17 protein-coding genes and 1 pseudogene are annotated in these 21,165 nt (G+C 43.1%); 3 read left to right on the top strand and 15 right to left on the bottom strand.

Annotated features, from left to right (window positions below; genetic code table 11):
* Positions 1 to 8 precede the first annotated feature (8 nt).
* The gene (locus tag ABIA61_RS21665) at positions 9 to 1,094 is read right to left on the bottom strand and encodes a DUF3626 domain-containing protein (protein WP_283654161.1); all 1,086 of its coding nucleotides are present in this window, start codon (positions 1,092 to 1,094) and stop codon (positions 9 to 11) included.
* Between the two features lie 220 nt (positions 1,095 to 1,314).
* Here ABIA61_RS21665 and ABIA61_RS21660 point away from each other — a divergent pair, with 220 nt between their 5' ends.
* A complete protein-coding gene (locus ABIA61_RS21660) occupies positions 1,315 to 1,680 on the top strand; it encodes a cupin domain-containing protein (RefSeq protein WP_404581270.1) in 366 nt (121 codons plus the stop codon).
* A 146-nt stretch (positions 1,681 to 1,826) separates the two neighbouring features.
* Here the strand turns inward: ABIA61_RS21660 and ABIA61_RS21655 are convergent, their stop codons facing one another.
* The 8 genes from ABIA61_RS21655 to ABIA61_RS21620 form a co-directional block, all read right to left on the bottom strand.
* The gene (locus ABIA61_RS21655; RefSeq protein ID WP_404581238.1) at positions 1,827 to 5,567 is read right to left on the bottom strand and encodes an alpha-L-arabinofuranosidase C-terminal domain-containing protein; all 3,741 of its coding nucleotides are present in this window, start codon (positions 5,565 to 5,567) and stop codon (positions 1,827 to 1,829) included.
* A gap of 329 nt (positions 5,568 to 5,896) precedes the next feature.
* Positions 5,897 to 6,883, bottom strand: a complete 987-nt coding sequence (locus tag ABIA61_RS21650; RefSeq protein ID WP_283654159.1) for an SPFH domain-containing protein — start codon at positions 6,881 to 6,883, stop codon at positions 5,897 to 5,899.
* Between the two features lie 19 nt (positions 6,884 to 6,902).
* Positions 6,903 to 7,694 (bottom strand): TPM domain-containing protein, encoded by a 792-nt coding sequence (locus ABIA61_RS21645; protein ID WP_283654158.1) that lies wholly within the window; start codon positions 7,692 to 7,694, stop codon positions 6,903 to 6,905.
* Complete coding sequence (locus tag ABIA61_RS21640; protein ID WP_283654157.1) at positions 7,694 to 8,725, bottom strand: TFIIB-type zinc ribbon-containing protein; 1,032 nt, start codon at positions 8,723 to 8,725, stop codon at positions 7,694 to 7,696. Before ABIA61_RS21640 ends, ABIA61_RS21645 begins: the two co-directional genes overlap by 1 nt.
* A gap of 26 nt (positions 8,726 to 8,751) precedes the next feature.
* Positions 8,752 to 9,408, bottom strand: coding sequence for a PspA/IM30 family protein (locus ABIA61_RS21635; RefSeq protein WP_283656168.1), 657 nt, complete (start codon positions 9,406 to 9,408; stop codon positions 8,752 to 8,754).
* Between the two features lie 350 nt (positions 9,409 to 9,758).
* Positions 9,759 to 12,143 (bottom strand): phosphoketolase family protein, encoded by a 2,385-nt coding sequence (locus ABIA61_RS21630; RefSeq protein WP_404581237.1) that lies wholly within the window; start codon positions 12,141 to 12,143, stop codon positions 9,759 to 9,761.
* 290 nt (positions 12,144 to 12,433) lie between these two features.
* Positions 12,434 to 13,156 (bottom strand): GntR family transcriptional regulator, encoded by a 723-nt coding sequence (locus ABIA61_RS21625; protein ID WP_044645014.1) that lies wholly within the window; start codon positions 13,154 to 13,156, stop codon positions 12,434 to 12,436.
* Positions 13,157 to 13,515: 359 nt separating this feature from the next.
* Complete coding sequence (locus ABIA61_RS21620) at positions 13,516 to 14,094, bottom strand: TetR/AcrR family transcriptional regulator (RefSeq protein ID WP_404581236.1); 579 nt, start codon at positions 14,092 to 14,094, stop codon at positions 13,516 to 13,518.
* Between the two features lie 192 nt (positions 14,095 to 14,286).
* Here ABIA61_RS21620 and ABIA61_RS21615 point away from each other — a divergent pair, with 192 nt between their 5' ends.
* Complete coding sequence (locus ABIA61_RS21615; protein ID WP_283654154.1) at positions 14,287 to 15,513, top strand: MFS transporter; 1,227 nt, start codon at positions 14,287 to 14,289, stop codon at positions 15,511 to 15,513.
* Between the two features lie 92 nt (positions 15,514 to 15,605).
* Here the strand turns inward: ABIA61_RS21615 and ABIA61_RS21610 are convergent, their stop codons facing one another.
* Both ABIA61_RS21610 and ABIA61_RS21605 read right to left on the bottom strand, forming a co-directional pair.
* The gene (locus tag ABIA61_RS21610) at positions 15,606 to 16,004 is read right to left on the bottom strand and encodes a DoxX family protein (protein WP_404520877.1); all 399 of its coding nucleotides are present in this window, start codon (positions 16,002 to 16,004) and stop codon (positions 15,606 to 15,608) included.
* Positions 16,005 to 16,071: 67 nt separating this feature from the next.
* Positions 16,072 to 16,299: a DUF896 domain-containing protein gene (locus ABIA61_RS21605; RefSeq protein ID WP_134911621.1), complete on the bottom strand. Its 228-nt coding sequence runs from the start codon at positions 16,297 to 16,299 to the stop codon at positions 16,072 to 16,074.
* Between the two features lie 427 nt (positions 16,300 to 16,726).
* Between ABIA61_RS21605 and ABIA61_RS21600 the strand changes: the two genes are divergently transcribed.
* Positions 16,727 to 17,122, top strand: coding sequence for a VOC family protein (locus ABIA61_RS21600; protein WP_192512728.1), 396 nt, complete (start codon positions 16,727 to 16,729; stop codon positions 17,120 to 17,122).
* A gap of 334 nt (positions 17,123 to 17,456) precedes the next feature.
* On the opposite strand, the gene ABIA61_RS21595 is transcribed toward ABIA61_RS21600, so the two are convergent.
* From ABIA61_RS21595 to ABIA61_RS21580, 4 genes and pseudogenes are all read right to left on the bottom strand, one after another.
* Entirely contained in the window at positions 17,457 to 19,601 is a 2,145-nt protein-coding gene (locus tag ABIA61_RS21595; protein WP_404520876.1) for a pectate lyase family protein, read from the bottom strand.
* Between the two features lie 388 nt (positions 19,602 to 19,989).
* The gene (locus tag ABIA61_RS21590) at positions 19,990 to 20,358 is read right to left on the bottom strand and encodes a Wadjet anti-phage system protein JetD domain-containing protein (protein ID WP_283654151.1); all 369 of its coding nucleotides are present in this window, start codon (positions 20,356 to 20,358) and stop codon (positions 19,990 to 19,992) included.
* Between the two features lie 37 nt (positions 20,359 to 20,395).
* Positions 20,396 to 20,677 (bottom strand): annotated as a pseudogene (locus ABIA61_RS21585) (adhesin); the annotation flags it as partial.
* 66 nt (positions 20,678 to 20,743) lie between these two features.
* Positions 20,744 to 21,160: a DUF4280 domain-containing protein gene (locus ABIA61_RS21580; RefSeq protein WP_404520875.1), complete on the bottom strand. Its 417-nt coding sequence runs from the start codon at positions 21,158 to 21,160 to the stop codon at positions 20,744 to 20,746.
* Positions 21,161 to 21,165: the final 5 nt, after the last annotated feature.

Raw genomic sequence — 21,165 nt, 5'->3', positions numbered from 1 at the left:
AAAATTGTTCACTTTTCCATTGGCTTTCCATATCTCACTAAAACATGCCAGAGTAATTTTAATTCTTGCAGAACTTCTTTGTAGGTTCCTCTATCGCTCCAATTACTTGGATTTCGTTTCAAGTCCATAGCTGCAGAGCCAATCATATTTACATCAATAAAATCACTTTGCGCAATTCTTTTGGCTAGTGAAGGCATCGAAGGACCTCTAAAATTCATAGGAACCTCATCAACCAAAAGTGTAAAGCCCATGTGCCAGTAAAGATCAACTGAATACTTTAAACATATCTGTTCTAAGATTCGTCCTGTATGGGTGCCCTTAAATGATGGATCGGCAACAAGCATCGTTACGTCTTCTTTAAGAAAAATGTCACCATGAACCTGAGCTTCGATATAGTGGTTAAGATTTCGGTTTGGCTCTTTGTTTGATGGATTTTGGAATGGTTTCTCAAGATTGACGAGCATATGGTCGATTAACTTTCGAACCGTCAGATTTCTTTCACCAATGGCAAAATCACTATAGAACGCATCCCTCATGAGAGCAGCCAAAATGAGGTCAAATTCCTCATACGTCCCCTTTTCCTTGGGGTCTTGGTGAGAATCCAAATAAGTATAAGTGCAACGATGAGAGACCTCAGTGGATAAAAGGAAATAGCATGATCCAAAACGTGGAGCAGGTCCATCGGGATGTAACATGACATTGAGTGCCCCATACTTGGGCCGTTCGCTATTGGTTGAGCCATTTATTTGGTACGCTCCGCCAAACATTTTATTCTCCCAAACGTCACGTTCACCACCTGAAAATGCTGATACACTTCCATTCGATAGGAAAGTCTCAAACTGGCTTTTATAAATTCCCTGCTCAAGTAGTGCTTCAGCAACGCTTTTCATGGTCGGATCTAATCGATCTGGGTGAAAGTGTAGCGCAATACTTGCATGAGATTTTAGTTTAGTGATAGCATCTTCAAATGTCTTCAGCTCGATGCTGGACATTTGAAGGATTTCCCTAATTGTTTGCTCCACCTCATTTTTGCGGCTTCTTGCGTAATTTGTTATATACTCTTGAGCTAATTGCTGAGACCTCGATAATTCCATGGGCAGAAGAGTCCCTTCCCTTTTTATAGAATCATAATACATGATGGACAGTAAGGGAAATTGCAGATAGAGTTATTAAATTAACGGGGAACGTTAGTTCAATAAAACAGCGACAGTCTAATACTTTATTTTCTTCTGACAACATTCTGACTGTATTATCTTCATAATACCTAAACCTCGTTAATGGTATAATGGAGGTAAAGGAATCGGAGGGATTAGTATCCATTACCAAGCTATTAACCTGAATGAGAAATTATCTAAGTTCAACGATCATTGGTCTCCGAAAGTTATTGGCGAAATGAATGACTATCAATTTAAGCTCGTCAAGATTGTTAGGGATTTTGTATGGCACGATCATCAAGATACTGACGAGGTGTTTATCGTGCTCGAAGGGGAGATGTTCATTGATTTCCGCGATGGTCAGGTGAAAATCTCCCAGGGCGAGATGTTTATTGTCCCAAGGGGAGTCGAGCACAAACCTTTCGCCGAAAAGGAATGCCATATCATGCTGGTGGAGCCTAGAGGTTTAGTTAACACTGGCGGGACTGAGTCCGAATTAACAGCAGCCAATGATATTTGGATATAGCGTCTGTTAGAATAATGAACTCGTTCGATTACATCGTTAAAACTACGGGAGTCTAGGACTTTTTTAACACTAGTTTCATCCAAAGAAAACCCGCTCAGTGAGCGGGTTTTTCAAATTTTCTACCATGATTGCGTGCCTCAGTTTGCCTATGCTTTAAGATCCAACATCAGTACATTCACCGAGTTAGCGGGTAATTGCAGAAGGATCGCGTTATTACTGAGCGAAACCTGCTGCTCGGTAGGCAGAACCTTCTCATCATTCTTTTTATTCACATTAGGTACATGAACCAGAGAAGCATCGCCAGTTAATGTAATCAGCTTGGCACTGGACTCCACACTCAATTCCTGAAGGTTCAACTGCATTGCCTTATCCACGTTGTCGGCATTCACAAGCTTCACATATACATGCTCAGCATCTTTGGTCACCGAGTTGAACACGTCTCTGTTGTAAGCTTCCAGCTTGTAGTCCAGCACTTTGCTGCTTGTCACTCCGTCGGTGTAAGAGCAGATCAGGCTGTTGCCCGTTTCACCGCCGTAATTCACCGTGATGGTGTAATCCGTGTTGTCAGCAAGCTCTTCATAGCTGGCCGCTCTCAGGTTGCCTGCCGCAGTACTGGAAGAGTAGTCACCTAAGGTATAGCCTTCCACCCCTTGCTTGTAAACCTTCACGCCCGTTGCCTTGCCGCCATAGCCAACGGCATATTCGACCACGTCCTTTTTCTCTGCGGAAATATCCGTAAGACCTGCGCCCACATAAAAACCGTCCGTGCCAGAAATACGGGAAGCCACAACCTCCACCTTATAATTCGTCCATTGGTCGTCCAAAATGTACAGGCCGTTCAGACCGCTGGCTTGAGCTTTGAGGACAAGCCCCTTGCCTGCCTCCACCGTAGATCCCACGGAGCCCGGAATGACCTGCCAAGCCGGATTCCATTCCTGGGTAAAATCCTGATCCAGCAGCACGCAGCCGTCCTTGTTGGAAGTGACAGTCACACGCTTGACAATCACTTCGGCGTTGCCTGTCGCGATCTCAATTCCACCCTGAGGAATGAGGTCTATCGGCTTGCCGTTTTTGTAAGTGGAAAAAGAGGTCGCCAATACTTTATTGCCTAAATATTTAGCATACATTTGCTGTACATAGTAGTTTGGCGTAAACCACACCGTTTCGTCATCGAACCAGATGCAGTCCGGGGTCCATCTATAGGTTCCGTCCGTCAGCACCTTGTTGAACAGCGGCGCATAGGCAGCCAACAGAACGACATCGGCATTATTTTCGAAGCCCGTCATCACCGCTGCCTCTGCTACTGCGCCTGCCAATGTATTTTTATCCGTAGACGCATACTCACCCACGAACACCTTGGACGTTTCCTTCCAGTCTATGCTGCCGTCTGCGTTATACGCTCTGTAGTAATAATTATATCGGTCCGCGTTATTAAGCAGGTACTCGTTGGAACGGTAGTAGTGCTCATCTGCAATAGTGTCCATGTAATTTTTTTGCTTTTCATACCATGTCACGGTTTCTTCGATCACTTGGGTACCATCTGCAAAAGCGACCTTAGCCGAACCGGTTATATTACCGCTTAGGAACTTCCAGCCCTGCTGATATGCATCGTCGTCTGCTTGAGCGCCAACCGTGGAGATGATATGCAGCTCATAGCCTGGATAGTTTTCCTCCATATACGCATCAATAGACGTTTTGAACACTTCAAAGTTGGCAAAGAATTCTGTACCCCAGTTTTCGTTCCCTACTCCCAAATAATGCAGATCGAACGGCGCTTCGTGGCCCATTTTTTTACGCATGGCAGCCCATTCATTGTGCTCAAAATCCACGCTAATCGCAAAGTCGATTAGGTCCGTAAAATTCTTGATATAGTATTCTCTTAATGCGCCACCAGCCGGATGAGCATAATCCGAACGGGCTTGGCAGAGAACGCCGCAGGCCATAACGGGAAGCGGAGCTGCATTCAGGTCTTCGGCCAACTGGAAATACTCCATATAACCAAGGCCCATGGTCATCATATAGCCCCATACATTAAAGTTTTCCTTGCGCAGCTCAATATCGCCAATAGATTCCTTCCAGTCGTATACATTTTCCCATATAAACGAACCCTCAGAGATACAACCGCCCGGAAAACGCAGGAACTTCGGATGCATATCGACCAGCGCGTTCACCAGATCTTTTCTCAGTCTATAGTTGGGATTCCCTTGGAAGTTGGCGTGTGCCGATGGGGATCGGGCTTCCTCCCCTGCACCCCACACATCCTGTGGAAACAAGGAAACCATATCCATCGAAATCTCACCGTCAAATGTCATCACCAGTTGCCCCAGAACCGTAGCCGATCCTGTCAGCACAAGCCTGGAATCTATGCCGTACTTCTTCCACGTGTTGCCGCCTTCCACCTGTACATTTACCGAATCACTAATCCCCTTCTCATTCGCATCTTGCAGTTGTAACGTGATCGTGCCTGCCGACTCAGCCTTCGCCCAGATGGTGAAATCATACTTGTCACCCGCTTGGATAGACATGGCGCAATTCTGGTTAGAATCCGAAAAGCCCTTATTCCGAATAGTCGCACCATCCGCTACCGTCACATAATAAGAGTTCACATCTTTGTCTTTAGCACCTAAAAATTCATTTAATCCGCCGCTATTTTGCGGAGTCATCTTGTCCGTATCACCAGACCAGGCAAACAAAGGGTTACGGTTACGCCCCGTAGAGCAGCCGCATTCACCGGAAGCATGGGAATAGGTATCGAACACGAAGGACTCAAAGGAACGATTCTGAACAAGCTCCGCATAAATTCCACCATCCGCTGCATTATTGATATCTTCGTAGAACAAGCCGTACATCACTTCACTGATATCCATGACTTCCCTATTTCCATGAATGGTCAAAGTGTAAGGAGGTAGCTGTTCAGGCAGGACGGATACTTTAAAACTTTTTTCAATACAGCTTGGGCCCTTCGTCAAGAAGGCTGTCACGGTTACCCCCTGTGAGGAGGTAATTGTCTGGACCTGACCGTTGTCAGAGAGTATCTCAGGGTGGCTGGATTTCCAGGTCACTTCTACTCTACCGCCCATGAGGACCGTTGGCAGGGACAAGTCCTTGGTTACAATCGTCGTTGGGAAGGACAAATACTTATCGCGAGCAAGCTTCACAATCTCTTCGTCCGTCAACGATTCGCACATGACCTCAATGACTTCGTCCGCTGACAAGCCTGCTTTATAAATGCGGAAGTCCGATAGGGAGCCGGAAAAGTCCACATCCGCCGCATGCTGGGAACGACCGATAAAATTGTTGCTGTAGTTGGATGAGTCCGTAAATGTTTCAAACCATTTGCGCAGCTTGGCGTAGTTGCCGCTGGAGGTTTGACTGATGGAGCCGTCCGCTACGACTTCGCCGTTCACATACACAAGCGGACCCGCACTGCTTAATGTGCCGCCTTTTGTGCCGATCACGGACATGGCTATGTGCATCCACTCATCCCGGACAAAACCTCTCCCCGGATCTACAGCCAGATCTGCCTCGGCGAAAAGAGTCCCGCGCAGATTCCGTGTCATGAACATGTAGGGCCCTGTATGGGCTTTGCCAAAGTCAAAAACACGTTCCCACATATCCGTGAATCTACCGAAGTTAACCCAAGCAGTCACCGTGACACCCGTGTTATCGCTTACATCTTTAAGCAAATTGGAAGGAAGCTGTATATACGATGTACCATTTGGACCTCCCGCAAGCATCAAAGCCGCTCTGCCGCTAGCATTGGAGATTGTTGGTGCTATCGTGCCGGAAGCAACCCCGTCATTACCTTGCCCTGAGCTATCCTTGCCTACGTTCCCAGCATCATCAAAATTGTACTGCGCAATGATTTGATCTTGGAATTTGGTCATCTTCGTTGCTCCTATACATATATTTTGTTAATGTAATAACTAATTAATTAATATAAATATATACTATATAGCTATAGTACCTTATCCTGCCCACATTTTTCAATCCTTTATAGTGACAAAAAAACCGCTCAATGAGCGGTTTTTCAGATATACCATCCTTGTTAGGGTAAATTTCTCACTCCATTGATGAACTGCTTTAATTCTCTATTGGAAACAACTTTTTGCCCCAAAGATTTAGTCAATATTCACTCCTTGGGACTAACCACTTATTCAATATCAAACAAATTTATTTTCAACTCGTAAATAAACCGACCTCATGGGTTACACGTTCAGAGTTTCTGACCACAATTCGGACAGAAGTTAGCTCCTTCGTTTTTCACACCGCAGTTAGGACAGAAATTGGGCTTTTTATGGTCTCCAGAAGGAGAAGGAGCGGCAGATTCAGGTTGAGGCTCGGCCGGAGGATTTTGGTTGGGATTCAAATTTTTCATCATTTCGTTTGCTATATTCATCCCCATCATCATACTCGCCATATCCGAAGCAGCGCCGCCGCCTTTTACGTTGCCAGATGCAATACCGTCCGTCATCGTGACCTGTTGATACTTTTGCAAATTACCGATCATTTCATGAGAAGCCGTCTTCGTAATCATATCCTGAATTTCTTGAGGATAATTGAAGCTCATCACGTGAAAGCCTGTAATCGTCATCCCGTTGTCCATCACTTGCATATCCAGATCTTCTTGAATGCCTTTGGAAATATCGGAAGCATTCGCTTGCAGATTGAACATGTCTTTCCCTTCTCTGCTGATCCACTTCATTAACAACTGATCCAGCACAGAAGTAATCCGGATTTTAACATCCTCCACCAGATAGCTGTCTTTCATCCCGGCAACCTTATCTATGAGCGTAACATAATCGTCCACCTTAAAATTAAACGTGCCGTTGGCACGAATGGGCATACCCCCCGGAAGCTGGGGAGTCGGGATCAAAACCGGGTTTTGCGTCCCCCATTTCACGGTAAACTCCTTCGTATTGACGAATAAAACTTCCACCCTCATGCCACTGTTAAAGCCAAATTTAAATCCTTTTAACGTGGACAGAAACGGGATAATCTCAGAATCTATATTGTAAGATCCTTCATTCTCGAAAATCCCTTCAATCTTGCCGTTATTTACGAAAATCGCGTCTTGACCAGAGCGGATCATTAACTTGCTTCCTTTTTTAATCTCCCGATTGCTCCATTTCCAAAAAATCATATCATCTCTAAATTCTTCCCACTCTACAACATTCGCAAATTGATTTCTAAAGAACGACATTCTGTTCCCATCCCCTCAGTTAAAATGAACCTCTACTGCCGCTATGCGAATGACCGCCACTGGTGGTTCCGCCCCCGCTTGAGCCGCTACTGCTGCTACTCTTTTCGATCTTCCGTTTCGTTGTTGTTGTGTGGAGGTATTGATCCCGATGAGCCAAAATCCCTGAAGTGCTTGCATCCTCATAGGTCTGCCGATTTACCGTAACACGGCCGCCGGAATTGGAAACCATCTTACCCACGATAATCCCCGCCAATACCAGTGAAACCACCAATTGAAACGCAATACTATAAAATATACTATCCGGGTTCACCCCTGGTCGGATTCCCAAATACCTGTGCGCACTTAAAATATATTTTTGGAATGCAAGCTCATAGTTACCGCTCGTCAGGTACGGGCTAATCTCGTCACGTATTTTATCCAGTCTGTCGTCATCCAGATACCGCTCTGCTTTGTAAAATCCGGCCAAATAAATCTCTCTATTTCTCATATCCATCGTTAAAATAACCGCATTTCCATGAGTCCTGTCATATCCAGGTCCCTGATCATCATAAAAGTCCTGCGTCATTTTCATAACATCCATATTGTCGGAATTGCTGGAGGTAAAAATAATAATGTCCGTTTCTCTTTCGGCCCCGTATTGATTAGCCATCGTGTTCAGTTCATCATACTCTTCCTGATTAAGCAGACCCGCTTCATCATAAATCAAGGACTTCCATTCCGTTGTAGCCGCCTCGGCCTTCATTTCCACAGGAAAGGCTAGAAAAGCAGTGAAGAAAAACAAGATTGCCAGGATCAGTCCAACCCTTTTCATTAAAACATCCCCCCCATGATCACCCAAGTGATTAGCTTCAATGAAAGGAAAGAGACACCGAAAATGCCTGCAAACCAGGCAGTCACTTTGACCTTGCTAATCGGAGGCTTGCCGACTACCTTGCCTGTCTGACCGTTCATGGCAAACGTATGCTCCAACCTATTATAGTCATAGTGTATTACCCATACCGGGAGCAGGACATAGTCGGCATTTTTTCGTGTTGTGTCTATTTGCTTATCCGTATAGTCCACAGCAGTATATTCCGACACCGAAGACTGAATATAAGCATCAATATATTCCTTCACTTTTTCTTTTACTCGCGGGAAGAGCTCCTCGTCGTTATAACTGTATTTCTCCGCAATGTAGCCGGCGAGATACGGGGTTTTAAAGCTTTTTAGCTGATCGTAAGGAAAAGGCTCCAATTTATCCATCAGCTCGTCGTTCATTTTCTCCGCGGCATCAATCGGAACCTTCACGTAATTCAGACGAATTTTCCGGTATACATCAAAATGCTGCGTTTCCGTATACTCGTAGTCCCCGCTTGTATAGGTTCTCACTTTTTTGCCCTGACCCTGAACCTCAATTTTATTATGTAATTCATATAACCAGAAAGGCACATACATCCCGGTGATTCCCTTGATTCGATCTGCTGTCATGAACCGATTCGGCGTCAGACGGCCATTCTTGCACCATTTTCGGAAAGCTTGCATAGCTTCTTCCTTACTGATCGAAAAAGGAATGACCTGCGCCGGGGCCAGCTCCCCTGTCAGTCGTTCGCCAAGCACAACCGCTGATCCGCAAAAGCTGCAAACCGTCGCGCTTGTCTCCACTTCAGTCATAATGACTGCTCCGCAGCTGGTGCAATGATACTCCTGAGCCTCGTCTTCTGAAAAAATGTGATTCGTCAGAGGATCTGGAAAATACTCGATATTGTCCTTTCTTCCGCAACTATGACAGGATAACATTCCTGTTTCACTGTCAAAGACCATGCCACTGCCGCAGTTTGGGCATTTGTATTCGATAACCGGCATCTGCTCACCTCTATCATAAAGAACTGTTATTTCTGATCTTTCATTTTTTCTTTGATCGCAGCCAATTCATCTTCTGCGTTCGTGCTTTTCTCAACTTGTGCGAATAAATCATCCAGATCGTCCTGCGTCCCTGCTCTAAGCTCGGCTATAGCCATTGCTTCATCATATGCCCGATTAACCTTCTCTTCCATAGCTTCGAATACGGAATCCTGGCCGCCCATGGCGTTCAATGATTGCTGTACTTTGGCAACCGCCATTTTCCCTTTTAGCTTGATGCGCCGTGCTTCCAACTGGCCCATATCAGACACCAGTTTATCCTGCATTTGTTTCATACTTGCGGCGTTTGATGAAGCCAAGTCATAAGCGGTTTCGAATTGTCCCCGTTTCTCCACCTGCGTTGCCTTTCTCTCCAGAAACTTTCGAGCGTTCTCATCCTTGCCAGCCTCCACTGCCTTCATAGCATAATTCTGAAGCTTTTTGATCTCCGCTCTGCATTCATCCAAAGCTCTTTTCGCTCTTCTCTCATCCGCCAACACCGAAGCGGTTTCCGCTTTCACTCTGCCCAGGTCGATGTTCAGGTTCTGCATGTAATCCTCAATTGTCTTCTCCGGATCTTCCACCTTGTCTAATAAGGCGTTAACATTCATTTTCATAATATCCCTAAATCTCGACAGAATCCCCATCATGGTCTCCCTTCGAAAAGACTGCATTCCTACCATATAATACATCAAATTCGGAAAAAAGGGTTCATTTCCCTTTCCAAATCCAATAACAGGCACTTTAACGCCATCATTCAATACCTTTTCCTAAATTTTCCAGTTCATATGAACAGCCTCCTTTACTATTTTCATATAAGATAACACCTCGCCGCTGCATAGGCAAAAGTACAGCTAACCAAATCAAAAAAAGTACCTGATCCCCGTGGAAATCATACTTTAAGACACGGGGGGCAGGCACTTGCACCGCAGTAACTAATCATATATTCCACTTCACACTTGCTTGTCCTGTATAATGTTGAAGTGGACTTTATTTTTTATTTCAAGCTTTTCCATACCCAGTTTTCTACTTCTGGTAAGTCGATGCCTTCTTCACGAATGTATTGATTATGTTTCTTAACCATAGCATCCATTTCAGCCACAATGCTTGTGTACTTCCCGGCGTCAGGTAAGTTTAGAACAGCTTCCTTCACTAAGTCAAAACGGTCCATTTGATTCAATACACGCATATCAAATGGGGTCGTAATATCACCATTTTCACGGTAACCATGCACATACAAGTTATGATTGTGACGATCAAAGAACAGATCTTTGATTAGACCTTCATAGCCATGGAAAGCGAAAACAACTGGCTTTTCCTTTGTGAAATAATGATCAAACTCTGCGTCAGATAATCCACGAGGATCTATTTTTTGACTTCTCAATCTCAATAAATCTACCACGTTGATAAATCGAATCTTCAGCTCAGGCAATTTCTCATGCAAAATGGAGATCGCAGCTAAGCTTTCAATCGTTGGTTCTGTACCGGCAGAAGCAATGACAAGATCAGGTTCTCCACCTTGATCTGTACTTGCCCAGTCAATGATCTTCAACCCTTTATCCACCAATTCTTTCGCTTCATCAGCAGTAAACCATTGTGGACGTGGGTGTTTAGACGAAACGATCAAATTAATCTTTTGACGGTCGTTTAAAATGGTGTCAAAAACAGCCAACAATGAATTGGCATCAGCTGGCAGATACTCCCGGATAAATTCCGGTTTTTTATCAGCCAAATGACCTAACAAACCTGGATCTTGGTGTGTATACCCATTATGATCCTGTTGGAACACCGTTGAAGTTGCTACGACATTCAATGATGGGATATCTGCACGCCATCCTTGATCCGTTGCTTTACGTAACCACTTGAAGTGTTGAGTAATCATTGAATCAACCACACGCAGGAAGGCTTCATAACTTGCAAAGAAACCATGACGACCAGTCAACACATAACCTTCCAGCAAGCCCTCTGCTTGATGTTCGGATAATTGGGAATCAATAACACGACCATAAGAAGACAAAAATTCGTCATTAGGTTCAATAATTTGGTCCATCCATTGGCGTTTGGTTACTTCAAAAACAGGAGCTAAGCGGTTAGACATCGTTTCATCAGGTCCGAAGATTCTGAAATTACGATTTTCTTCATTTAAAAGAACCACATCTTTAACGTATTTCCCTAAAACCGACATATCCTGTGCAATGACTTTACCAGGAACAGAGTTATCCAGTGTATAGTTACGGAAATCTGGTAAATGCAAGTCTTTAATAAGGTTACCCGCATTCGTAACAGGGTTCATCCCCATTCGTTTATCGCCTGTAGGTAGAATTTCGGCAATCTCAGGTTTTAAACGGCCATTTTCGTCGAACAATTCCTCTGGTCTATAGCTATTCAGCCATTCTAATAAAGCAGGTGCGTGCTGCATATTTTTTTGGTCAACAGGAATTGGAACTTGATGGGCACGGAATGAATTTTCATTAGGTACGTTATCCCATTCTTTTGGACCCGTCCAGCCCTTAGGTGTACGGAAGACAAGCATCGGCCATGCTGGGCGAGTAAGGTCATTGTTTTCACGCGCATTCTTTTGAATAGCTTCAATTTTTTCGATTACGGTATCCAATACTTTTGCCATTTCTGGATGCATTTGATCAGGATGCTCACCTTCAACAAAAAATGGTTCCCAACCCAAGCCTTTGAAATATGAGGTCAATTCTTCTTTCGATTGACGAGACATAATCGTTGGGTTACTAATCTTGAAGCCATTCAAGTGTAAGATTGGCAGCACTGCACCGTCAGTAATGGGGTTGATAAATCTGTTAGAGAACCACGAAGCGGCTAATGGGCCAGTTTCAGCTTCGCCATCACCAATAACAACAGCCGAAATCAAATCGGGATGATCTAAAATGGCACCCACCCCATGAGAAAGGGAGTAACCTAATTCTCCACCCTCATGGATAGATCCAGGTGTTTCAGGAGCGGCATGTGAAGCAATACCGCCAGGGAACGAGAATTGTTTGAATAATTTCTTCATACCCGGGATATCTTGTGTAATTTGCGGATAGATTTCAGTGTAGCTTCCATCGAGATATGAATTTGAAACCATAACCTGGCCGCCGTGACCAGGGCCTTCAATGTAAAGCATGCTCAAATCATATTTATTAATAACACGATTTAGATGTGCATAAATAAAGTTTTGGCCAGGAATGGTGCCCCAGTGTCCAATAGGCTTAATCTTTACGTCCGAATCTTTTAATGGTTCTTTTAACAAAGGATTATCTTTTAAATAAAGTTGGCCTACCGAAATGTAGTTCGTTGCACGCCAATATGCATCAAGTTTTTCCAAATATGCTTTAGATGAGTAATCTACTATTACAGGTGATAATGACATGATGTCCACTCCCTAAACAATTTTGTTTGTAATTTATTCCGGAAATTTCATCGACATGTACATCATAACGCTGCGTCGATTAAATTCAACCTTTTCAACAAATGATACGGTCCAATTTTGTGAAATTTTGAACATAGTATGAAATATAATTAAAAAGACAGTAAAAAAGCTCTTACATTAAAATAAATGGAAATTTTAACCACGTTTTTTTATTACAATCTATCCATAGTATGATCAGATTTTTTTTTCAAAAGCATAAAAAAAGACTGGAAATTTTTCCAGTCTCATCGTTAATGAACCGATACGAAGGTGTTGAATTTCAAATATTTGTAATGGAATCGCATATGAGAAAATTCAAATGGCGTGCCATTATCTAAAAAGAAAACACCTTCCATGATGCCTACGGGCTCATTTTCCTTCAAATGCAGTAGTTCTTGATCGTCTGCTTGGGACGGCTCTGCAAAAATGGATAAAAAAGATTTAGTGACGGCCAGGTTCCGCGAGTCTTCCAAATAATTAAAAATCGACCCCTCGATAATCGTCTGATTTAAATTTTGGACAATTTTAATAGGGATATAGCCCGTTTCAATCATAAAAGGATCATCATCAAACAAACGTAAGCGAACAATTTTGTAAACAAAATCATGAGTCTCCAAGAATAAATCGCGTTGTAATTCTTCTGTTGGTGGAATGACCTCAAAACTCAATACTTTGATTTTAGGCTTTTTACCATGCATTTGAAAATTATCAGTGACCCCTAGATTAGAGCCTTCGTAGTTAAAGATAGATTCATTCCTTATGTATAATGGATTAATAAATGTCCCAGAACCGCGCTTCTTGAAAATAATTCCTACATTCTCCATTTTAGTCAGAGCACGTTTAATGGAACTACGACTCACCTGGTACGTCTCGCTAAGACTACGTTCATCTGGTAATCTCATATCTGCAAACTTACCAGCAAAGATTTTCATCTTAAGATCGTCAATAATTTGCTTATAGACAAATTGTGTCATATCGTACTCCTCTTCCAGGTCTTCTATAACTTCATATAGTTTACCATAACTTGTTCTTTCCATCTCATGTTTGTTTACGTATGTAGAGTGAGCCTTCATCTGATAGCTTGCTTTTACTATACATCTCTATGCATAATACCATGATTGCACATACATCATACCACTGCAATGCATCATGTTCATGCAGAGTATGATCCTTTCTCTCTTTAAGGGCAGATAGTCATCCCCTTTCAACCCCAAAGAGCGACGACACCGACGAAAGCGTCACCCTGCGCCAAAGTCGGTACCGTCACTTTTCTACCTGAAACATTTAGAAGGGCACTTGATTAGAATATCCTCTTTGTTTCTCTAGTCTTGATTCAGTCCAAGCGAATTCCTTCGAACGCATTCATTACTAATTGCTGCACATAGGAATCGTCTAATGGATCACCAGTTACCAACAATCGATAAAAAATCGGTCCATAAATGAGATCTGTGCTTAATTCAATATCGAGATTTTTCTTCAATTCCCCACGCTCAATCCCCCGCTCCATAAGAAGCCTGGCCTCGAGCCGCCGAGGATGGAAATACCGCGTCCGGTATGCCTCCGATAATCCTGAATCAAGCTGCCCTTCACCTATTAACTCCGTAATGATTTTACCCTCCCGACTTGTCAAGAACCGAACTAAATTCGTAGCATGAATGAGAATATCATCTAATACAGAACCCGTGTCGGGTACGGGCAATCTTGCTATGGAAGCTGACAGAAAACCATCCATCACCACGGCAGCCTTGTTAGGCCACCATTTATAAATGGTCGCTTTGCTAACTTTGGCTCGTTCAGCAATTTTTTCCACCGTAACCGCTCCAAAGCCATGCTCCAACAGTAGATCATAGGAAGCGGTAAGGATAGACTTTTGCGTCTCGACATTACGCGGACGTCCTCGTTTACTCTGCACTGGAACCCCCCTTCCTCTTAGATGTAAGTAAATACAAAAAAACTGTACGTTCAGTATATCAAATATCAAGTGAAAATAAAACGAATTTACCTATTTACAAAACCAAACGTTCAGTATATTATTTGATTATCGAATTAATGAACTATACGTTCAGTATTTATTTTTCCCTAAACAATTACGAGGAGGATTATCATGCAAAGAGAACAACAAGCCATAGAAAGTAACCGTATTTCAAATTGGATGATGTTTCTGTTGGCGGCCGCATGCGGCCTTATCGTCGCCAATCTTTATTATGCTCAGACCCTTGTAGGGCCTATCCATGTTGCTATGGGCCTTTCTTCCACAGCAGCGGGCTTCATTGTCACTTTAACTCAAGTCGGTTATGTTGTGGGATTGCTGTTTATCGTACCGCTCAGTGACATTATTGAAAATCGACGCCTCATGGTCGTATCGTTAGTGATTACAGTCGGTGCATTGCTCGCAGCCGCATTCGCCCCCAATGCCCCGTTGTTCCTGACCGCATCTCTGTTCATTGGAATTGGATCGGTGGTAGCCCAAATCCTGGTGCCATATGCCACGTACTTGGCATCTGAAGAGCAGCGCGGCCGCGTTGTCGGGAATGTAATGAGTGGACTGTTGCTAGGCATTATGTTCGCACGACCAGTGGCAAGCTTTATAACCAGCATCTGGGGATGGCAGGCCGTATTTATTTTGTCAGCAATTGTTGTGACGCTGTTGACGGTTCTGCTCTCGCGAGCTCTTCCTGAACGCAAGCCTGCGCCTACAGTATCTTACGGTAAATTAATTTTCTCTCTGGGCACTCTTTTAAAACAAACACCTGTATTGCGCCGCCGTGCCCTATATCAAGCCTGTCTATTTGGAGCCTTCAGCCTATTTTGGACTGTCGTTCCTCTACGATTAGCGGATGATTTCGGAATGTCCCAGCAAGGTATTGCATTGTTTGCTTTAGTAGGCGTGGGCGGTGCAGTAGCAGCTCCGATAGCCGGAAGATTGGCTGATAAAGGCTGGAGCAAATTCTTAACCGGGCTAGCCATGATCATTGCCGCCTTGTCTTTTTTGCTAATCTATCTTTTTCAAAACCATTCGACAGTTGCTCTTGTACTGCTCTTTGTCTCAGCGATTACACTGGATATGGCCGTATCGGGAAATCTTGTACTTGGGCAGCGTGTGATTTACTCCTTGGGAAGTGAAGCGAGGGGGCGTCTGAACGGACTCTTCATGTCTATTTTTTTCGTAGGCGGTGCCATTGGATCATCGTTAGGCGGTTGGTCTTATGCGCAAGGAGGTTGGAATTTCAGTGCTCTCATTGGGGTCGCGCTGCCGTTGCTAGCTTTGCTTTACTTTTTCACTGAGAAAGAAACGAATGGAGACGCACGAAAAAAAACTTCGACAAAATAACCATACAACAAAAAGTTAACCCCTGTTCGTCTGAGTAGTTAAAGATACACATGACGAACAGGGGATGTTGTGTTCTAAAGGTTCATAGTCTTTTATTTAAGTATTGCATCGATGGAATATGAGCCTGCCCCTGTCAATGCGATACCGATTACGACTGCAATCAGAACCAACGGGTATTCATAGCCATTAGCTGTTGCCCAAATTCCGTTTTGGCCATGTACTTTGAAAATCGCCCCAAGCATAGTCAGCGTAATGAACAATGCAGCCAATGGAGTGAGTAGTCCCAAAGCAAATAGGACTCCTCCCAGCAATTCCATCAACCCAGCGGACACGGCCATGAATACTCCCGGTTTAATTCCGACCGATTCCATCCAACCGCCAGTACCTTTTGGACCATAGCCTCCAAACCATCCAAAAAGTTTCTGAGCTCCGTGCCCGACCAACAACAATCCAACCACCAAACGTACCAGTAACAATCCACTTGCCAACATAAAAATCACTCTCCATATAATATTTATTTTAAGATTATTTAATTAAAGATATTGGATAAAATTAAGTTCATTGCTGCACTATTTGAGCCTGTTCTTTTTTTAGTTTTTCAGGAGTAATATCGTCTCCATGCGGATCATAAATAGTAGCATTCAGGAGAATGCTTTTTATAGAACCCCGAAATATTTGAAGGTATTCTTTGCGAAGATCAGTTTGTTCAATTTTTTCAATTTCAGTTAACCCGACTTCTTTTTCTTTTTTTGCAAGCTGATTAATTCTTTTTAAAATTGTAATCATATCTATACCTCCATATTTAATTGTTTTGATCAGTTATATCTTTAATTTATTTATCTTGATATAAAGATATAACATTTTTTTATTCGTGTCAATACTTATTCAAAAGAATAGAAGATCATCCCTTGGGCTGCTTACAGAGAAAAAGAAAAGCCAGCCATCACAGAGGATGCTCTGCGACAACTGCTTTCTGGCTTTCAGGGCCACATCCCCAGCCGCAACCTTCCTGAGATCAAGAAGTTCATCGACAGCTATGTAGAAAAGGTGATCGTCTACATGGAAAACGTAGAAGTCATCTTTAAGCTACAAGTAGTCACACTTTTCATCTCACCTGAGTCACGAAAAATTTTCAATTGAATTTTATATATTTAGCGAAATAGGAAAGTATAATAATAGAAAAATGTAGGAAGTCAAAACATAGGAGGAAATCATGGGCCGACTAGTTCATTTCGAAATTCATGTAGATGACATGAAACGTGCTAAGAAGTTTTATGGCGAGGTATTTGGATGGACATTTGAGGATTGGAGTGATTATGCTGGAACGCCTTATTTTGGAGCTGTGACAGGCGATGCAAATGAACCCGGAATCAACGGAGCCTTGATGCAACGTCAAGGTGCTTCCCCCCAACCCGGCCAGGCTATGAATGGTTATGCATGTACTATGGGAGTGGAAGATTACGATTCTACTGAAGCAAAAATTCTTAATCTTGGAGGCAAACTTGCACTGCCCAAGCATGCACTGCCTGGAATGGCATGGCAAGGGTATTACATGGACACAGAAGGGAATATTTTTGGTATTCATCAGCCAGATGAGCATGCAAAATAGAGTTATACAATCGCATAGACAAAAGCACCACCTCACACGGTCGGGCTTTTATATGTTCGTTCAAGATGCGATAGAGCAGCCTGTTAGTAAACAATACAGCTACGGAAAAGGACCTGAGCATTCATCAGACTTAGAGCAAGTCAAGGCACAGAATCCATCATAAACGTGTGCAGATCAATTCACATTCAAACAAAACTAAATAAACCAGTCGCCGGTTCAATTCCGGCAACTGGTCACTTAAACTTGAGTGTGTTTTGATCCCTGTCTCATCAATGGGGGGTAGTCCCGCAGTACATCTTTTTTTATCATAACAAGCCAAAACTCATCAGATAATCTATTCCAATTCCATGTAATAAAGATTTGTAGGATTATCTTTTGTAATGGTATGTGCGCCAGGAGCAAGTGATACGCTGACAATACCATCAGTCATTGGATAATCGGTTCCATCAACCTTGATTTTTGTTCCGTCTGCTGAATTAAACACTAATGTTAATGTTGAAGCTTCCGTAGTAGTAAACCCAATACTGGTTGAGTTCTCGATTTTTAAGCATTGAGTTAGAGTCACACCATTATACTCCACAGTTCCCTTGTTTGCCGAAAGATCCCCTTTAATATCAAAGAAGTCGTTGTTAGTTCCAGCTATGGTAAAGTTATGAACTTGTTCTCCGGGTGTTGGTACCGGAACAGGAGTCGGTGTTGGTTCTGGGGTTGGTTCTGGTGTCGGCTCCGGTGTTGGTTCCGGCGTTGGCCCTGGTGTTGGTTCTGGCGTTGGCCCCGGTGTTGGTTCCGGTGAGATTGAATTACCCCCTACAGATACAAGTTGAGTTGTGTAGCTTTTTATTTTAGCCATTAGAGCTGAATTGAGTGCATACGACGTGTCATCAACGGAATTATCAAATTTCCATGTAAAGTCTCCGTTATTCAGGCGTCCAGCTTTTGCAGTAACAATTTGTTCAACATCGCTTACGTTATCAATGTCAGCACCGTTTACTCCAATATCGACGCTTGTATCAAAGTTGTTATAAGCTGTTCCTCCTTTTAATGCTTTGTATGAGCTTGGTACGGTTTCATTTCTCGACGAAGCTAAATACGCATCAAAAGAGTTTTCATTTGCCAGAGCTGTCCCGTTATTGGAGTTTGCATAAATCAGACTGGCAGCATCAACTATACTATTGTTGTAGGCCTTAATCACACCTCCGTTTTCTCCCGAAAATGTACCTTCCCCTAAAGCATCCGTACCTTGCAAAGAACTCAGCATTGGATATTTAGCATGTCTAAAATAATTAGATTCTACAAAGGCTGAAGCTCCCATTGTAGCACCGACACCATATTTTGAGACTCCATCAAAGAAGTTATTATATATATGAACAGATGCCACTCTTATACGTGGATGACGGGAGTCTGAATGATCAAACCAGTTATGGTGGAAGGTGACAAAGAATTCTGACGATTCACTTAAGCCGACCAGAGCCGATTTTCCTGAATCCCAGTAGTGATTATAAGAGATTGTAATATACGTCGATCCATTTTTAACGTCTGTGGAACCATCTCCCTTTGCTTGGTCGGCATCTCCTCCTGCAGATCCATAGAATACATCATTATTATGCACCCAAACATTTGCATTTCCTGTATCCATTGAAATACCGTCATCAGGGAACAACATCACACCCAGGTTTCTCACTTCCACATTTCCAGCATATCTAAGAAGTATTCCCCATCCGTAAGCATAAGCATCGTCTCCGATACCTTCAACCGTCATATTCATTTCCGAATAATTTTTTTTGCCTTTTACTTGAAGATATCCACTGCTATTAAGTTGTCCTCTCATATCATCTTCTGTAACTTTCCCAATAAATCTGATTGCAAGTGGTGTTGTATCATAGCCTTTTTGTCTTAATGCCAAAATCTCGCCTAGACCAACACCTGTTTGAACACGACCTGAGCTATTGATTTTCACATCGAGGGTCACTGTTTGTGCAGTCTTGGATGTTACATAAAGAACTTGGGCACCATTCTTAAGTGTTCCGTCTTCATTATAAGCACCCGAGCCTGTACCATATAGCGATTTTGATGAGAAAGCAAATCCAGATCTATCATATGACGCTACGGATAGCTTATTTGAAACAGCGCTTACCGTTGAACCCCCTGGTAGCCTGGCTTCAACTTTCATTACATAATCTCCAGTTGCAAGACCTACGGCATCAGCTCTCCAATAGGAAGGGTATTTTCGAATTAATTCACTATCAATTTGTTGGTAGTAAGAATCTGGCGCACTTACAGGTTTAACATATACATTATACCCCTCCGCATTGCTTTCAGGTGACCATTCTACATACGCAGTTTCATTCCAGCCTCCATCGTCGATGATCGAAAGACCGGCAGCATAAATTGTAGTATTTTGCAATCCTCCTGTTATTAAAGATATTGCAAGAGAAAACAATACAACAATACCCATTACATTTGTAATCCTCTTTTTCATTTCCAATCCTCCCAAGTTTGATTTGTTGCATACATCATTAAACCGTTATCAAAAAGCCGTCAAGTTTCTCAATTCACCTCCCCCGTGTAATCATATTAATGGTGCGTGGCAAACCCAAAAATGCATTCGTCCATTCTGTACGCGCAACAAAGTAATACAAATCAATGAAACATTTATACAAATTTTATAATGAGAAAAAAATCACAATGCATGAGTTAAACGAATGAGACTTACATTCGAATACAGAGTCTATCAATAATTTCGAACTAATTCGTCAATATTCCCTTCCTTTCAATATTCTAAATTATAGCATGTGATACAAAATATTTCCTGTATTATTTTTACTTTAAATTAATTTGATGAATATCCCTATATATAAAATTTGACATTAACCAGTGTATTTTTCATGGCGATAAAAGATCAAAAGTTTAAGACGACATGCCGAAGACTTCACGGTAATGCCCTCCAAGTCGAGATCACCAAAATAATAAAGTTCTTGCTCCGCGCCTTGAACAGGGTACTGTAAACGGAGCATCCCCAGATTTCCTACAATTTTTCGGCCGTAGCCAAAAATCAATGAGGAGAAGGATAGCTTCGGCAGTTCGGGCATCAGCCCTTGGAATGTTGTCTTATTCTCCATGATAAAATGTAGGTGGTTCTTGCTGTCAAATCCGATGGAAGGACTGACCGCCAACATCAAGGGATCACTGACAGGCACAACTTTGAGTTGCTCCCAAGCTCCTAGACGCTCCAGCAAGGATTGCCCTCCGTTTTCCGTAATCCACTTCTCGTCTCTCCTCATGTTGTAAAACAAAAGTGTCCAGTTTAGCATAGTTCGTGACTGTACCAATCGCATCGCCGTGCATGTACTTGCGTACCATCGTTGTGACCAGATCATCATAGGTACGGTGAATATCCTGATAGGACCGCTTTTTCAGCTTGATATCCATCTGATACGAATGCGAAGCCGCCTCCAGTTCAAAGGTATATACTCCCCGTATGCAGTATACGGACATGCGTGTAACCAAACCGTGAAACAATCGTCTTAGCGACTGTCCCTGCTCATCCACTTTCCGACAGCATAAAGCCGCGAGGTGGTGTCCGAAATATAGCTTTCATGAAACAGATCATGAAGCGGACCTTTAATCCAGCTCCTGCCCGTCATTTTCAATTCGGATATGACCACAATACAGGCACTGATGGGTACAGTTCTGTGTCAAGGCAGGTTGGCCCTCAATCCTCATGTCGCTTTTTCCGTTCAGCCACGGCATGGTCAGGACAGGAACACACGGGGCTTTCTTCACACCATAGATGTCCACCATTTCGCTGGCTTGCACAGCCGGGTTTAATGGACTGGAGCAGTTCCCAAAGGACTTGATGTTCACACCCGGTACATAATCTCCAATGTTCATTTGTGCCTTGTTTTTCACGTAGACCCCATGGCTAAAAGGCCGTTTCAAACGGGTAGGCTGCGTGCCATAACTACAGCTTAAAATTGCTCCTGCCACGACATAGCTCTTTTTCGCACCGGTTCCCGGTTTCACTTGGGCTTCTTCCACCTTGC

It is taken from the genome of Paenibacillus sp. RC21 (assembly GCF_044907935.1).
Lineage (GTDB): Bacteria > Bacillota > Bacilli > Paenibacillales > Paenibacillaceae > Paenibacillus > Paenibacillus terrae_A.
This window is presented reverse-complemented; position numbering and strand designations above follow the sequence as displayed.

Bases quoted from the DNA above. Each gene is read 5' to 3' on its own strand.
- ABIA61_RS21655 (WP_404581238.1), bottom strand. From the start codon at position 5,567: ATGACCAAATTCCAAGATCAAATCATTGCGCAGTACAATTTTGATGAT.
- ABIA61_RS21625 (WP_044645014.1), bottom strand. From the start codon at position 13,156: ATGACACAATTTGTCTATAAGCAAATTATTGACGATCTTAAGATGAAA.
- ABIA61_RS21665 (WP_283654161.1), bottom strand. From the start codon at position 1,094: ATGGAATTATCGAGGTCTCAGCAATTAGCTCAAGAGTATATAACAAAT.
- ABIA61_RS21640 (WP_283654157.1), bottom strand. From the start codon at position 8,725: ATGCCGGTTATCGAATACAAATGCCCAAACTGCGGCAGTGGCATGGTC.
- ABIA61_RS21630 (WP_404581237.1), bottom strand. From the start codon at position 12,143: ATGTCATTATCACCTGTAATAGTAGATTACTCATCTAAAGCATATTTG.
- ABIA61_RS21650 (WP_283654159.1), bottom strand. From the start codon at position 6,883: ATGTCGTTCTTTAGAAATCAATTTGCGAATGTTGTAGAGTGGGAAGAA.
- ABIA61_RS21605 (WP_134911621.1), bottom strand. From the start codon at position 16,299: ATGATTACAATTTTAAAAAGAATTAATCAGCTTGCAAAAAAAGAAAAA.
- ABIA61_RS21610 (WP_404520877.1), bottom strand. From the start codon at position 16,004: ATGTTGGCAAGTGGATTGTTACTGGTACGTTTGGTGGTTGGATTGTTG.
- ABIA61_RS21600 (WP_192512728.1), top strand. From the start codon at position 16,727: ATGGGCCGACTAGTTCATTTCGAAATTCATGTAGATGACATGAAACGT.
- ABIA61_RS21615 (WP_283654154.1), top strand. From the start codon at position 14,287: ATGCAAAGAGAACAACAAGCCATAGAAAGTAACCGTATTTCAAATTGG.
- ABIA61_RS21595 (WP_404520876.1), bottom strand. From the start codon at position 19,601: ATGAAAAAGAGGATTACAAATGTAATGGGTATTGTTGTATTGTTTTCT.
- ABIA61_RS21635 (WP_283656168.1), bottom strand. From the start codon at position 9,408: ATGGGGATTCTGTCGAGATTTAGGGATATTATGAAAATGAATGTTAAC.
- ABIA61_RS21645 (WP_283654158.1), bottom strand. From the start codon at position 7,694: ATGAAAAGGGTTGGACTGATCCTGGCAATCTTGTTTTTCTTCACTGCT.